Genomic DNA, 15,208 nt, shown 5'->3' with positions numbered 1-15,208 from the left:
CCCGCTTAAGGGGCGTCCGCGCTGGCTTCAATATCATGATCGAGCATGCCGCCGGATTGTCTTCGCCAGAGCCGGGCATAGAGGCCGCCGCGCTCGAGCAGCTCCCGGTGGCTGCCCTGTTCGACGATGCAGCCCTGATCCATCACGATCAGCCGGTCCATCGCGGCGATGGTCGAGAGCCGATGCGCAATCGCAATGACGGTCTTGCCTTCCATCAATCGGTCGAGGTTGTCCTGGATGGCGGCTTCGACGTCGGAATCAAGCGCGGAGGTCGCCTCGTCCAGAATCAGGATCGGGGCGTCCTTCAGCATGACGCGCGCGATGGCGATGCGCTGGCGCTGGCCGCCTGAGAGCTTCACTCCACGCTCGCCGACGTGGGCATCCATGCCGTGTCGGCCGGCACTGTCTCTGAGCTCGCCGATGAAGTCGGCCACGTGGGCCTCGGCCGCGGCCTGCCACAGTTCGGCCTCTGTTGCCTCTGGCCGGCCGTAGGCGAGATTGTCGCGGATCGAGCGGTGCAGAAGGGCGGTGTCCTGCGTCACCATGCCGATCTGGGCGCGAAGGCTTTCCTGCGTCACCGTGGCGATGTCCTGACCGTCGATGGTGATCACGCCGCCCTCGACGTCATAGAACCGCAGCAGCAGGTTCACAAGTGTCGACTTGCCGGCGCCGGAGGGGCCGATCAGGCCGATTTTCTCGCCGGGGGCGATGTCGAGCGTCAGCGCATCGATCACGCCGCTGCCCTTGCCGTAGTGGAAATTCACATGGTCGAAGCGAAGCGCGCCTTCGGTCAATGAAAGCGCCGGGGCATCCGTTTTGTCCTCGACCTGACGCGGCTTTGAAAGCGTGGCCATGCCATCCTGTACGGTGCCGATGTTCTCAAACAGGCTCGACACTTCCCACATGATCCACTGCGACATGCCCCAAAGCCGCATGACGAGCCCGATCGCCACCGCGATGGCGCCAACCGTGATAGCGCTTTCGAGCCATAGCCGAATGGCGAGCGCCCCGATTGAAAACAACAGCACCGCGTTCAACAGATACAAAAGGCCGTAAAGCCCGGTGACCAGCCGCATCTGCCGGTGAACGGTGTCCATGAATCCGCTCATGCCTTCGCGTGCAAATTCGGCTTCCCGCCGGGCGTGTGAAAAGAGCTTCAGGGTCTGAATATTGCTGTAGCTGTCGACAATGCGTCCGGTCATCTGCGAGCGGGCATCGGCCTGGGCTTCCGACACGCGGCTCATGATCGGCACGAACACGCGAAGAAGCCCGAGATACCCCAGAAGCCACAGCGCGAGCGGCACCGCCAGACGCCAGTCGGCGCTGGCCACCAGAATCAGGGTGCCGAGAAAATAGACGCTTACGTAGTTGAGCACGTCGAACAGCTTGATCACGCATTCGCGCACCGCAAGCGCCGTCTGCATTACCTTGGTGGCGATGCGGCCGGCGAATTCGTCCTGATAGAACGGCATCGACTGCTTGAGCAGGTAGCGGTGGGCCAGCCAGCGGATGCGCATCGGGAAATTGCCCATCAGGGTTTGATGGTTAAGAAGCGAATGAAAGGTCACAAGCGTTGGTAGAAGAATCAGGATCAGCCCGGCCATGCCGGCCAGGGCCCACCCCTGATCGGCCAGAAACGTTGCGCGGTTCTGGGTGCTGAGCCAATCGACGATGTTGCCGAGAAAGCTGAACATCCACACCTCGATCGAGGCAATCAGAACCATCAGGACCGTGGCGACCGCCAGATACGGCCAGGCGCCCTTGGTGTAGTGCAGGCAGAACGCCAGCAAGCGCTCGGGCGGGCGTTCAGGCTCTTCCGGGGGAAAGGGGTCAAGGCGGCGTTCGAACCAGCGAAACATGAAGTATTTTCCCAGGAGGTGATCAGAGGACGCGGTACATATCGAGGTTGACCGTGTCCGGCGTGCGTTTGGCGTCACAGATGAACACGGACTCGGTCAGCCAGTGCAGTCGGGGGTCGTCGACCTCGAAGGTGGGGGTGGCCTTGAAGTAGATGTCCTCGACCGGCACGTGTTTGAAAAAGCCCATGTCATCACCGAAGAGATTCGCCGTGAAGGCACTTGGCAGACGGCGGATGCCGTTGTTTTCGATGTAGACGGTGCCGTCCTTGGTTGCCAGGGCGTAGCGCGCCGACAGTCGGCACAGGCCGTCAGGCTGGATGAACTGGCTATCGACGCCGCCGGGCAGCACGTGACCTTCGAGCGCGCCGCTGACCTCACCGCCAAGAATCGGGATCAGCTGACGTTTGCCGCGTGCGGGGTCGCTGCTGACAATGGTGGGGGCGTCGACCGTGATGGCGATACGAAAGGAAAACTCGAGCGTCGGGGACATGAACTCTCCGGTCTAAACAAGAAAACGGTCATGAGCATTACTATAGACCTCGCACTATAGACCTCGCGTCAACGTCGCACCCGACATGGGTCGCGTCGAGGTCGTTAACACGCTATCTTTTCAGGCGGATTCATATTCAGCAAGCGCGTTCGCGCCTTCAAGGATCGAGGGAGACCGACATGACAACGCAGTCCGACTACACACCGCCCCGCGTATGGCAGTGGCAGAAAGAGAGCGGCGGCAAGTTCGCAGGCACCAACCGGCCGGTCGCAGGCGCTACCCACGAAAAAGCACTGCCGGTGGGCGAGCATCCGTTTCAGCTCTATTCGCTGGCCACGCCCAACGGGGTCAAGGCCAGCATCATGTTCGAAGAGCTGCTGGCGCTTGGGTATCAGGGCGCGGAGTACGATGCCTGGCTGATTAACATCGGCGATGGCGATCAGTTCGGCAGTGGGTTTGTCGACATCAACCCCAATTCGAAGATCCCGGCGATGGTCGATCACAGCGGCAGCGAGCCGGTGCGGGTGTTCGAATCCGGGTCGATGCTTTTGTATCTGGCGGAGAAATTCGGTGAGTTCCTGCCGACCGAGCACGTAAGCCGCACCGAGGCGCTGAACTGGCTGTTCTGGCAGATCGGCAGCGCGCCGTATCTGGGCGGTGGCTTCGGGCACTTCTATAACTACGCGCCGGTCAAGATCGAATACGCCATTGACCGCTTCACCATGGAAACCAAGCGCCAGCTCGATGTGCTCGACCGCCATCTGGCCGACCACGACTACCTGGCCGGTGACACCTACTCGATTGCCGACATCGCGACCTGGGCCTGGTACGGCCAGCTGGTGCTCGGGCGTCTGTACGACGCCGCTGAATTCCTGCAGGTGCAGGAGTACACCCACGTACTGCGCTGGGCGAACGCCATCGATGCTCGTCCGGCGGTGCAGCGCGGCCGCATGGTCAATCGCACCTTCGGCGAGCCGGAAACCCAGCTGCATGAACGCCACGACGCCCGTGATTTTGACACCAAGACCCAAGACAAGATCGGCGGCAACGACTAGCCAGCGCCGGCCTTCGGTGTGACCGATGAGCGCGGTGCTTGACCTTCGCGCTCGTCGGGCAACAATAACGCCCTCCTTACACCGGGCACGGAGCCGTCGATGGCGATCCAATCTACGCACACTCCCTATCTGATCATCGGCGGGGGCAGCATGGGGCTGGCCACCGCCGATGCCCTTGCCGCCACCGAGCTTTCTGATACCGCATCGCACACCAACGATGCGACTCGAGTGCGTGTCCTCGACGCTCACAGCCCACCGCACGCGCACGGAGCGCACCACGGGCAGACCCGCCTGATTCGTCTGGCCTACGGCGAAGGCGCCGGCTACGTCACCCTTGCACGGCGCGCTCTTGCGCTTTGGCGAGAGCTCGAACGCGAGACCGGCGAATCACTTTTTTTGCCCACGGGCGTGATCAACGTTGGTCCTGATTCGGCGCCATTCGTGCGTCAGGTACAGCACAGTGCGGCGACGCACGGGCTCTCGCTTGACACACTGGACGCGGCCGCAGTAACCGAGCGCTTTCCCGGCTGGGCGCTGAGTGAGCCCATGCGGGGCTGCTTCGAGGCCGAGGCCGGCGTGCTGTGGATCGAGCGCATACTCGCCGCCTGGCGCCGGCGCGTCGAGCGCTCACGGCATGCCGAGCTGGTGACCGGCGCGCGCGTTGTGCGACTGAGCGCGCGAGATGAGGGCGGCTTTGTCGCCCACTGCGCCGATGGCCGTACATTCTCGGCCGAACGGGTGCTGCTGGCGGCCGGGGCGCATACGGCGCCGCTTGCCGACACGCTTGACGTGACGCTGCCGCTGACTCGAATTCGAAAGACATTTGCCTGGTTCGAGGCCGATGACCGCTACCTTCCCGAGCGCTTTTCGGGGTTTAGCCTGACCGACCCCGAGCAGGGCGTGTTCTACGGCTTTCCCGACCTTGAGGGCGCGGGGTTCAAGATTGGCCGTCACGACGGCGGCCAGCCGGTCGCTCCCGACGACCCGTTAATGCCGTTCGGGGCCCACGGTGATGACGAGGCGGAGCTTCGCCGAGTCATCGAGCGCTACCTGCCGGGCGTTGGGGAAGTGCGTCACGGCGTGGTGTGTCACTACGTTCGAAGCCCGGATGAGCACTTCGTTATCGACGAGCCCCGGCCCGGTCTAATGGTGGCCGGTGGTTTTTCAGGCCATGGATTCAAGTTCGCCAGCGCCCTCGGTGAGGCGCTCGCCCACTGGCTTTTAACCGCGCAGCCGGCGGCGTCGCTGTCGGCGTTTCGGCTATCGCGCTTTACCCTCTAACGCCTGGAGCACGCGGCTGGATGCAGACCGAACGGACAATGGAAGAACAGGGCATGACTAGAGAGCAGGGCAAAAAACAGGACACGACCGAAAACGCTTGGGACGTGGTCATCGTCGGTGCCGGCGCCACCGGGCTTGCTGCGGCGCATTCGGCCGCGCGACGCGGGCTTCGGGTGGCGCTTCTAGAGCGAGGCGATACGGTCGGCGGCAACATCGGCACTCGGCGCGACAGCGGCTGGCAGACCGAAATCGGCCCCAACACGCTGATGATGAAGCCGCCGCTTTATGCGCTTCTTGAAGAGCTTGAATTGCTCGATGAGGCGCAGCCCGCCAACACCGCCGCCCGCAAGCGGTTTGTTGCCTATCAGGGGGCGCCGGTCGCGCTTCCGACCCACCCATTGAATGCCGTGACCAACCCGCTTCTGGGTGCTAAAGGCTGGTCCCAGGTACTTCGCGAGCCGTTCGCGCGCAGCGCCCCGGAGCGGGAAGAGAGCCTGGCCGCCTTCGTCGAGCGCCGACTTGGCCGGCGCGTGCTCGATTACATGGTCGACCCGTTCGTGTCCGGGGTGTACGCCGGCGACCCCTCCAGGCTATCGGCGCCGGCGGCCATGAAACGGCTGGTGGCCCTTGAGCAGAAATACGGCTCGCTGATTCGCGGCGGGCTCACCGGGCTCATCAAGGCACGCCGCACGCCGTCTCCCTTGCCTCCCGAGTGGCGCGGCCAGCTGGTCAGCTTTCCAGACGGGCTTCGCCGCCTGACGGACCGGCTTGCCGAGCGCATCGAGGCCCAGCCGGCGGCGAGCATTCATCTTGGCTGTGAGGTGGCCTCCATACAGCGTACAAGTGGGGGGTGGTGCGTCGAGACGAATGATCAACGCTTCACGACCAGCGAGCTGGTGCTGGCGGTGCCGGCGCACGTCAGTGCGCGCCTGCTCGAGCCCATCGACCCCGCGCTTGCCCGCCCGCTCGAGGAAATCGTCTACCCCTCGGTCAACGCCGTTGCGCTTGGCTTTCGGGCGGAAGACATCATGCACCCGCTCGATGGCTTCGGCCTTTTGATCCCGAACCGCGAGCAGCGCACCACGCTCGGGGTGCTCTTTTCCTCGACGCTTTTCCCGAACCGCGCCCCCGACGGCCATGTGCTGCTGACCGGGTTCATGGGCGGGCGCCGTCGTCCGGGCGTGGCCGAGTGGGACGACAACGCGCAGGTGGCGCAGGTGCTCTATGACCTGCGCGACCTGCTGGGCATTCGCGGCGAGCCGGTCTGGAGCCGGGTGCAGCGCTGGCCGAAGGCGATCCCGCAGTACGAGTTCGGCCACCTCGAGCGGATCGAAGCGCTGGACGCCGCACTGGCATACCATGAAGGGCTTTCGCTTGTTGGCAACTGGCGCGACGGCATCGCGGTCGGCGATTGTCTTGAAAACGGGCGGCGGTTGGGTGAGCGGCTAGCGCCTGCGCGCTAAAACGTAAACGACCAGGCCAGAAACAATCACACAGCACCAGCGGGTGCTGACACACGTCAGGGAGATGAGATGCGCATTTCGATGTACCAGGTCGACGCGTTCACGAGCGAGCTGTTCAAGGGCAATCCGGCGGCGGTGTGCCCGCTGACCGAGTGGTTGCCAGAGGCAACGCTTCAGGCGATCGCTTCTGAAAATAATCTGTCCGAGACCGCGTTTTTCGTGCCGGAGGGCGAGGGCTATCGGCTTCGCTGGTTCACGCCCAGGGATGAAGTCGATCTGTGCGGGCACGCGACACTTGCCACCGCCCACGTGATCTTTACCCATCTGGGCGCGACCGAGCACACGCTTCGCTTTGACACCCGAAGCGGCCCGCTTTTTGTCTCGAAGCTCGATTCGGGCTACCGCATGAATTTCCCGGCCGCGATGCCCGAGCCGTTCGAGGCGTCATCGGCGTTGCTCGAAGGGCTTGGCGTGACGCCAACCGAGGTTCATGCGGCGTTCGATATCGTGGTGGTGCTTGAAAACGAGCAGCAGGTGCGCACGCTCGCGCCCGAGCTTTCCCATTGGCATGGGCTTGGCAAGCGGGGCGTGGTGGTCACCGCCCCGGGTGATCATGTGGATTTTGTCAGCCGGGCGTTCTTCCCCGAACTCGATGTGCCGGAAGACCCGGTCACCGGTTCGGCGCACTGCGAGCTGGCGCCTTACTGGGCCGAGCGGCTTGGCAAGACCACGCTTACGGCCCACCAGGTTTCAGAGCGCCTGGGTGAGCTTACGTGCGTGGTCGAGGGCGAGCGCGTCGGACTGGTCGGCCAGGCGGTGGATTATTTTGAAGCCGTGGTCACGCTTCCTGACGCGCGCTAAAGCGTTTCATTGACGTAGAAAGCGCCCCTATGGGCGCTTTTTTGTGAAGCCTAGGGCGCCATACCGGGCATCATCCGGTAGTAGAGATCGAACAGAATCCAGAGCGTACCGCCTGCGAGAATGGTGATGATCAGCACGGTGAACAGGATCAGCTGCAGGTCTTCGCGGGTGTTGCGTGAAAACGAGATGTGCAGGAAAAATCGAAAGTGCACGATGATCTGAACCACTGCGCATTCGCCGATGATGATCCAGTGGGCAATCGATGGCAGCGGCACGAACGCGGCCACGCCGAAGGGAATCAGCGTCAGCACAAGCGATAGAAAAAGCCCCCAGCCGTAGCTTCGAAAATCGCGCTGGCGCTCTCGGGCCAGGTCCTCGTCATCGTGGCCACGTTGCTGCGCCTGCGTGTTTTGGTCGGTATTCTGATCAAGGGTCTGGGTGTCTTGAGCGTTTGACTCGTGCGCGCGCATCAGGTCAGTCCTCCCAGATACACCAGCGAAAAGATCACGATCCAGACGATGTCGAGAAAGTGCCAAAGAATTGCAAGCCGGGTGAGGCCGGTCTTGACCTGAGTATCGATGCGATGAACCGCCATCTGCCCGAAGATCGCCAGCATCCAGAGACACGCCCCGGCCACGTGCAGGCCGTGAAGTGGCACCAGCGAGAAAAACGCTGAAAGATAGCCGCTGCGGCTGGGGTAGCCGCCTTCGCTGATCATGGTGTGAAAGTCCTTGAGCTCGTGGGCGAGGAAGCCGAGTCCGAGTAGAAGCGTCACCACCAGCCAGCCGATCAGTTTCGCCGTGCCTTGATGGTATTTAAGCGACAGCGACGCCATCCCGAAGGTAAAACTGCTGGCGAGCAGCAGCATCGTTTCGATGAAGGCACCCTTCATTTCCAGCAGGTCACTCGGGCCCGGGCCACCGGCAGTGCCGCCGAGCATGGTGACGTAGGTGGCAAACAGCAGCCCGAAGATGATGAAGTCGCTCATCATGAAGACCCAGAACCCGAACACCAGCTCTTCGTTGGCGCTGTGAGCCTCCTCGTGCGGCTCGCCCAGATTGAGCCCCGGGTGGCGCGTCGAGGCGCCTGCGGTGTGCGTGGTCATTGAATCGCTCCTTCGTTGGGCGGAACGGGTACGCCGCGGTTGGCCTCGCTCTGTTCCCATTGACGTGTGATCGGTTCGAACTGCTCGAGCTGATGTGCCCACGCGCGTTGCTGGCGCTCGATCGCCTCGGCGTCAAGGGTCCAGGTGGTGTTGCGCGCGAAACCACGCGCGATCATGGCAACAAGCGCCACTGCGCTGAACGCCAGGGCCAGCCACCACATGTGCCAGGTCAAGCCAAAGCCGACGGCGGTGCCGCTTACGCCAATGATCACGCCCATGGCGGTGTTCTTAGGGATAGTGATCGGCTCGTAGCGTGCAGGGGACTCATGCGGGGCACCGTCGCATTTTTGCCGGTAGAAGGCGTCGTGGCTGTTGACCTGCGGCAGCACCGGAAAATTGTATTCAGGCACCGGGGAGGGCGTATCCCATTCAAGGCTTCGCCCGTCCCAGGGGTCGCCGCCGGGGGTGGCGAGGGCGTCGCGGCGCTTGATGCTGACCCAGAGCTGCGCCATAAGACAAACGATCGCGTACAGGATGATCAGTGCGCCAAGGCCCGCAGCGATGGTCCAGGGCAGATAGACGGGGTCGAAAAACGCCACGGTTCGCCGCGGCATGCCAAGAAGGCCAAGGGCGTACAGCGGAAAGAACGCCAGCATGAAACCGACAATCCAGCTCCAGGCTGCGCGATAGCCCCAGCGGGCATCGAGCTGGAAGCCGAACGCCTTGGAGAACCAGTAGGTGTAGCCGGCCAGCATCCCGAACAGCAGGCCCGGAATGAGCATGTTGTGAAAGTGGGCGACCAGAAACAGCGAGTTGTGAATCTGGTAGTCGATGCTGGGCGTTGCAAGAATGATGCCGGAGAGCCCGCCGATGGAGAACAGAATCAGAAAGCCCACGGCGTAGACCATCGGCACCGTCAAACGCACGCGCCCCCGATACATGGTCAGCATCCAGTCGAAGATCTTCACCCCGGTCGGAATGCCGATCAGCATGGTCGCGATGCCGAACACGGCGTTGATGTGGGCGCTTTGCCCCATGGTAAAGAAGTGGTGGAGCCAAACGGTAAACGACAGCACCGCAATCGCCATGGTCGCGATCACCAGCGCCGTGTAGCCGTAAAGGCGCTTGCCCGAGAAGGTCGAGAACACTTCCGAGAACACCCCGAACGCCGGCAGGATCAGGATGTAGACTTCCGGATGGCCGAAGGCCCAGAACAGGTTGATGTAGTTCATCATGTTGCCGCCGAGGTCGGCGGTAAACATGTGGAAGTCCAGGTAGCGATCCAGCGCCAGAAGGCCTGTGGCCACCGTCAGTGGCGGCATACCGAAGATCATCAGAATCGAGGTGCAAAGCGCGGTCCAGCAAAACAGCGGCATGCGCATCAGGGTCATGCCCGGGGCGCGCTTTTTATAAATGGTCACGGCGAAGTTGATGCCTGAAAAGGTCGAGGAGAGCGTCGAGAGCGTCACCCCCCAGATCCAGTAATCCACCCCCGGCCCCGGGTTGGCCTGAAGCTCGGTGAAGGGCGGATAGCCGGTCCAGCCGCCGGTTGAAAACGGCGCCAGAACCAGTGAGATCATCATCAGCGCGGCGCCGGCGGCGGTCAGGCCGAAACTTACCGAATTGAGCACCGGAAACGACAAATCCCGGGCGCCGATCTGAAGCGGCATCACGAAGTTGATCAGCCCGGTCAGAAACGGCATTGCCATGAAAAAGATCATGATGGTGCCGTGGGTGGTGAAAAGCTGTCCGTAGTGTTCGGGCGATAGAAATCCGCCACCGAGGCCGAAGGCTTGCTGGGCACGCATGAACGCGGCCTCGATCACGGCGCGCAAGAGCATGAGTAGCGCGATCACGATGAACATGATGCCGATCTTCTTGTGATCGACGCTTGTGAGCCAGTCGCACCAGAGCACCTTCCACTTGCCATACCAGGTGATCAGCGCCGCGGCGGCAAGCGCGCCGAGCACCACCATGCCGGCGGCGCCCGAGGCAATAATGCCGTTGATGATGGATTCCCGAGTGGGGTTTTGGATCATGTCCCAAAACGGCAGGGCGTCCCAGCCGAGTCGGCCGAGCAGAAATGAAGACTCGTCGGTCACTGGGTGTTCCTCTCTTGAATGGCGCGCTCTGACGTATTCGATGCGGCGTCGCTTGACTCGGCAAGGCCTGCCCAATCGACCGGCTGGTGCCGGGCGATGGCGTGAAACAGGCCGTCCGGAACCTGGCTGAAGGCCACCATCGGCGCCGGCGGGGGCGGGTCATCGCTCAGTGCGTTGGCAACGTCCTTCCAGGTGTTTTGCGCTTTCAAAAGCGCGTAGGCGCCCTGGTCAAGCGTGTGACCCTGGGTGCGGATCTGGTCGATGTAGGTATCAAACCGGTTCTGGCTGACGGTCTGGGTCGTGAATTGCTGCTTGTAAAAGCCCTCGCCGTTGTACTGAATGTTGCGGCCCATGAAATCGCCCTCGCGCTCGGCGATGAGGTGAAGGCGCGTCACCATCCGATTCATGACGTCGATCTGGCTGCCCAGCGCCGGAATGAAAAACGTCTGCATCACGGTGGCCGAGGTCAGCGTGAACGACACCGGCCGGTCGGTCGGAAGAATAAGCCGGCCAAGCGTGGCAACGCCCTGGTCCGGGTAGATGAACAGCCACTTCCAATCAAAGCCGATTACCTGCACCTCGAGCGGCGTCTTGTCACTTTCGATGGGTTTATAAGGATCGAGGGCGATCGTCTTTTGCCACAGCACCACCGACAGTACGCCGACAACGATCACTGGTACGCCCCAGATCAACACGTCGATCAGCTTGGAAAAGCTCCAGCGCGGGCGATAACTCGCCTGGCCCGAGTAGCGGTAGCGCCAGACCAGCCAGGGCGTCAGCACAAGCACCGGAAGCACCACGATCATGACCATCAATATCACGAAGCCCAGGTGCTCGCGTTGAGCGTGTGCGATCGGACCGCCCGGATTCAGAAAACCGGGAAGACGATCACAGCCGCTTAAAAGCGTGAAAGCAGATACAGCGACGAGCGAAAGCAGCCAGCGAAAGGCCGCTCGCCGGTATAAGGAGGGTGGGGAATTCACTGACGGCTCCGACATCCATGTTTGATTCGTCGGGGGTGGAGGATCCTGCCACTCCCTTAGGTGAGCCTTAGTATTGAAGAGGTTGCGTCATCTTTCAAAGCCGATTGCGAACATGAGGCTTTCAGATGGCTTTGATAGCCTTGGGCTATCAAAAATATTTTTTCAATTTTATTTTTGGTGAAAAGCAAGGCGTGACGGGGGCTCGCGGACAGAGGTGGGGCGAGCACGTGGGGTTTGACCCCATAAGGCCCGCACGAGGGCGGCTGTGTGGTTATCCGGCGTTCGGTGCTATGGCCGACAAGGCATCGAGGCGTTAAAGCGACTACGCTGATGCCAGCGGATCAGAATGCAACAAGGGTGCCCTGAGCAGGCATTGGATAACACGAATGTCTGTCGACCCAAAGGCAGGATGCCTTGATTAGCTTTATGGAGAGTTGACCGTGTCTAACGATGATCGAAAGCCTACGACTACAGATGCCGGTATTCCGGTATCCAGTGACGAATATTCCCTCTCGGTCGGCCCTGATGGCCCCATTGTCCTTCATGACCATTATCTCATGGAGCAAATGGCGGCGTTCAACCGTGAAATGATTCCCGACCGCCAGCCGCATGCCAAGGGCAGCGGCGCATTCGGCCATTTCGAGGTAACCGAAGACGTCAGTAAATACACCAAGGCCAAGTTCCTGCAAAAAGGGGCCAAGACCGAGGTGGTCGCCCGGTTTTCGACCGTTGCCGGCGAAAGTGGCAGCCCGGATACCTGGCGTGACCCACGCGGCTTCGCACTGAAGTTCTACACCGAAGAGGGCAACTTCGACATGGTCGGCAACAACACGCCGGTCTTTTTCGTGCGTGACCCGCTGAAGTTCCAGCACTTCATCCACTCTCAGAAGCGCCGCGCCGACAATGGTCTTCGTGACCACGACATGCAGTGGGACTTCTGGTCGCTCTCGCCGGAATCGGCGCATCAAGTGACCTGGCTGATGGGCGATCGCGGTATTCCGCGCACCTGGCGCCACATGAACGGCTATTCGAGCCACACCTACATGTGGGTCAACGAAGGCGGTGAGCGGTTTTGGGTCAAGTACCACTTCAAGACCGACCAGGGCATCGAGTGCATGACCCAGGAAGAAGCGGTCAAGATGGACGGCACCGATCCGGACTATCACCGCCGTGATCTCTTCAACTCGATCAAAAATGGCGACTGCCCGTCCTGGACGCTGCACATGCAGATCATGCCGTTCGAAGATGCCAAGACCTATCGCATCAACCCGTTCGATTTGACCAAGATCTGGCCGCACGAGGATTATCCGCTGATCAAGGTCGGTAAGCTGACGCTTGATCGCAACCCGACCGATTTCCACAGCCAGATCGAACAGGCCGCGTTCGAGCCGAACAACTCGGTCCCGGGCACGGGCTTCTCACCCGACAAGATGCTGTTGGCGCGTGTCATTTCCTACGCCGACGCCCACCGGGCGCGTCTTGGGGTCAACTACAAGCACATTCCGGTCAATACGCCGATCAACGAGGTCAATAGCTACGCCAAGGGCGGTGCAATGCGCATTCGTTTGGCAAGCGACCCCGTCTACGCCCCGAACAGCAAGGGCGGCGCGGCGGCGCAACCGGAACGCTATCCGGAAGACGCCACCTGGGAAGCCGATGGCGAGTTCGTGCGGGCGGCCTACACCAAGCGCCAGGACGACGACGACTTCAGTCAGGCCAACGATCTGGTCAACAAGGTCATGGATGATGCCGCTCGTGACCGTCTGGTCAGCAACATCGTCGGCCACGTCAGCGCCGATGTCGAAGAGCCGGTGCTTTCACGCGTGTTCGAATACTGGGACAACGTCGATGCCACCATCGGCAAGCGTGTGCGTGACGGCGTAACGGCCAACCGCAACGGCTGATCCCGGCATGTACCGGTAAGTGATCGAAAAAAGAAAACCCGCGCGAAAGCGCGGGTTTTTTTATGCATGACAAGGCGCGTTGAATGCCGAGGCTTTAGCCCGGCTGATCGGATTTATGCCGACGAACGACCCAGAAGCCGACGGCACCGGCCATGAAGAGCATGCCGCCACAGCCGACCGCGAGCACGTAGGCCCCGGTCACATCGACAGAGGCGATGTCGTAACGCGAGGCAAGCGATGCAAGTGTGTCGGCGTATTGACGCCACAGGAACACGCCCACGCCAATGCCCGACAGCATGGTACACAGCGCCACCAGCCGTGAGCCGTTGGCCCAGCTTGGAAGGCCGTGGGTATCGTCGTGGTGCAGGAACTCGCGGTAGCGCCGCTCCTCCTCGCTTACCCTGGTCAGGCGGGACACGATCACGATGGCAATGAGCGCCGCGATCGTGCTTATAAGCACCGGGTGCAGATAGACCGGAAGCTCGAGCCATTCGGCCTGAATCATCAGCGAGAGAATCAGGTTGCCGACAAAGCCGACGATCAATCCCCAGCCGGCGGCGGCGGCGGTAATCGTTTTGCTCCACACACTCATCAGCGCCACCGGCCCCCAGGACGAGGCAAAAAGCGTTGCCGCGAACCAGACCACCGCCATCACCGCCGGCGGCTGAAACAGCGCCAGAATCAGCGCGATCAGACCCGCGCCCAGAATCGCGAGACGGCTTGCCCGCATGGCGGCGGCGTCGCTGCTCGAAGCCGGCAGGATGTCGTTTGAAATGCTGAAACCGATGATCGACAGGAAGGTCGAGCAGGACGACAGCCCGGCGGCGAATACGCCGGTAATGATCACGATGCCAAGCCACGGCGGCAAAACGTTCATCGCCGCCCAGATCATCGCGCGTTCCCCCTCGAGATCCGGGTTATAGAGGTTGAGCGCCGCGCCGGTCATCATCATCAGCGCGTAGAACACCGCAAGCGCCACCGCGGTCAGCATCGCCGAGCGCATGACAACGTGCTCGTTGCGCGCCATCAGGTAGCGGCTTGATTGCCACGGGCTCGCGGCCAGCACTGCCGCCCACACAAGGCCGAGTGTCACGCCCCAAATCAGCGCCTCGCCGGGGGAGGAAAAGGTGCTGCCTTCGCCCTCGAGCACGCCGTGCCAGAGCGCGATGCCGGGCTTGTCGGTCTGATCGAGCAGGCCGCTGACGGCGCCGGGCCAGCCGCCCAGGTCATGAATGATGTAGAGCGACCCGCCAAGCGCGGCGAGCGAGAAGATCACGAACATGATCGTGTCAGTGAGCATCACGCCCGGGGAGCCCGAGTACAAAATGAAGCCGGTGTAGGTCAGCCACACAAGCACCAGCCCGACCCAATAGGGCAGGCCCGTCAGTTCCTGGAACATGATGCCCGCGCCCTGCATGACGCCAAGCAGGTAGGCGCCAAGCCCGATGACAGTGGTCAGGCCGGCGATGCGCTGCACCTGGCGGGAATTGAAGCGCTTGCCGAAATACTCAGGCACCGTCAACGCCTTGCTGCGGCGAAGGTAGCGGCCGAATACCAGCGCGCCGAGCAGGCAGCCCGAGGTGCTCAATGCGGCAAAGATCAGCATGACGAACGGGTAGCCCTGATAGGCAAAGCCGGTTTCGCCCAGAAACGCACTGGTGCTCAAATAACTTGCAACCAGCGTGCCAAGAATAAGAAAGGTCGGCGCGTTGCGACCGGCCACGAGGTAGTCGTCCAGATGTTGAACGCGCCGGCCGGCCAGATTGCCGATGATGAAATAGCCCACCAGGCTAAGCAGGATGGAAACCGTGTAGATCATGAAAATGCTCGTTTGTTGTTAGTGCGAGTCTTGATGCGACCGTCGATGATAGAAAGCCTGACCGCTCCAGGCATTCTCAGTGCGGCGTCGGGCGCAGTATGAACGACGTCCCCTGGGTAAAATCAAATCTTTTCTGATAAAGCAAATATGAAACTCCCCCATGGCGTACTCGAGTGTGCGCTGATGCGACATAAGTACTGCTTTAATCGGTAAAGGCCTGGTTCATTGCGTCGATATAGCTGTCAATTCGCAACCGTCCAAGTGGCGCCGCGCACCCGTTGAGTCG

12 protein-coding genes are annotated in these 15,208 nt (G+C 61.6%); 5 read left to right on the top strand and 7 right to left on the bottom strand.

The genetic code is table 11. The features are described 5' to 3' along the window. Window positions 1-5: 5 nt before the first annotated feature. Both NAT49_RS05365 and NAT49_RS05360 read right to left on the bottom strand, forming a co-directional pair. Window positions 6-1,859 carry an ABC transporter ATP-binding protein gene (locus NAT49_RS05365; protein ID WP_251591439.1) on the bottom strand — a complete coding sequence of 618 codons (1,854 nt, stop codon included), beginning with the start codon at window positions 1,857-1,859 and terminating at the stop codon, window positions 6-8. A 22-nt stretch (window positions 1,860-1,881) separates the two neighbouring features. Then, complete coding sequence (locus NAT49_RS05360; protein ID WP_251591437.1) at window positions 1,882-2,349, bottom strand: DUF3237 family protein; 468 nt, start codon at window positions 2,347-2,349, stop codon at window positions 1,882-1,884. 179 nt (window positions 2,350-2,528) lie between these two features. Between NAT49_RS05360 and yghU the strand changes: the two genes are divergently transcribed. The 4 genes from yghU to NAT49_RS05340 all read left to right on the top strand — a co-directional run bounded on the left by yghU (window position 2,529) and on the right by NAT49_RS05340 (window position 7,009). After that, window positions 2,529-3,404 (top strand): glutathione-dependent disulfide-bond oxidoreductase, encoded by an 876-nt coding sequence (gene yghU, locus NAT49_RS05355; protein WP_251591435.1) that lies wholly within the window; start codon window positions 2,529-2,531, stop codon window positions 3,402-3,404. 99 nt (window positions 3,405-3,503) lie between these two features. Next, entirely contained in the window at window positions 3,504-4,685 is a 1,182-nt protein-coding gene (solA, locus tag NAT49_RS05350) for an N-methyl-L-tryptophan oxidase (RefSeq protein ID WP_251591428.1), read from the top strand. A gap of 20 nt (window positions 4,686-4,705) precedes the next feature. Beyond that, window positions 4,706-6,148, top strand: coding sequence for a protoporphyrinogen oxidase (gene hemG, locus NAT49_RS05345; protein WP_251591426.1), 1,443 nt, complete (start codon window positions 4,706-4,708; stop codon window positions 6,146-6,148). A gap of 69 nt (window positions 6,149-6,217) precedes the next feature. After that, on the top strand, window positions 6,218-7,009 hold the full coding sequence (locus NAT49_RS05340; protein WP_251591418.1) for a PhzF family phenazine biosynthesis protein: 792 nt from the start codon (window positions 6,218-6,220) through the stop codon (window positions 7,007-7,009). Between the two features lie 50 nt (window positions 7,010-7,059). On the opposite strand, the gene cyoD is transcribed toward NAT49_RS05340, so the two are convergent. From cyoD to NAT49_RS05320, 4 genes are read right to left on the bottom strand one after another with little or no spacing between them, the layout of a single operon-like run. Then, window positions 7,060-7,479 carry a cytochrome o ubiquinol oxidase subunit IV gene (gene cyoD, locus NAT49_RS05335; RefSeq protein WP_251591415.1) on the bottom strand — a complete coding sequence of 140 codons (420 nt, stop codon included), beginning with the start codon at window positions 7,477-7,479 and terminating at the stop codon, window positions 7,060-7,062. Continuing rightward, entirely contained in the window at window positions 7,479-8,114 is a 636-nt protein-coding gene (locus NAT49_RS05330; protein WP_251591413.1) for a cytochrome c oxidase subunit 3, read from the bottom strand. Before NAT49_RS05330 ends, cyoD begins: the two co-directional genes overlap by 1 nt. Further along, window positions 8,111-10,216: a cbb3-type cytochrome c oxidase subunit I gene (locus NAT49_RS05325; RefSeq protein WP_251591406.1), complete on the bottom strand. Its 2,106-nt coding sequence runs from the start codon at window positions 10,214-10,216 to the stop codon at window positions 8,111-8,113. The genes NAT49_RS05330 and NAT49_RS05325 overlap by 4 nt, the downstream gene beginning before the upstream one ends. Further along, window positions 10,213-11,199: a cytochrome ubiquinol oxidase subunit II family protein gene (locus NAT49_RS05320; RefSeq protein WP_251591396.1), complete on the bottom strand. Its 987-nt coding sequence runs from the start codon at window positions 11,197-11,199 to the stop codon at window positions 10,213-10,215. The genes NAT49_RS05325 and NAT49_RS05320 overlap by 4 nt, the downstream gene beginning before the upstream one ends. Before the next feature lie 440 nt (window positions 11,200-11,639). Between NAT49_RS05320 and NAT49_RS05315 the strand changes: the two genes are divergently transcribed. Further along, window positions 11,640-13,103 (top strand): catalase, encoded by a 1,464-nt coding sequence (locus NAT49_RS05315; protein WP_251591394.1) that lies wholly within the window; start codon window positions 11,640-11,642, stop codon window positions 13,101-13,103. A 94-nt stretch (window positions 13,104-13,197) separates the two neighbouring features. Here NAT49_RS05315 and NAT49_RS05310 read toward each other — a convergent pair whose 3' ends face one another. Next, on the bottom strand, window positions 13,198-14,922 hold the full coding sequence (locus NAT49_RS05310; RefSeq protein ID WP_251591392.1) for a sodium:solute symporter family protein: 1,725 nt from the start codon (window positions 14,920-14,922) through the stop codon (window positions 13,198-13,200). Between the last annotated feature and the right edge of the window lie 286 nt (window positions 14,923-15,208).

This window comes from Larsenimonas suaedae (assembly GCF_023712105.1).
GTDB classification, from domain to species: Bacteria; Pseudomonadota; Gammaproteobacteria; order Pseudomonadales; family Halomonadaceae; genus Larsenimonas; species Larsenimonas suaedae.
The sequence above is the reverse complement of the archived record's forward strand: the minus strand, read 5'-3'. Positions and strand labels throughout refer to the sequence as shown.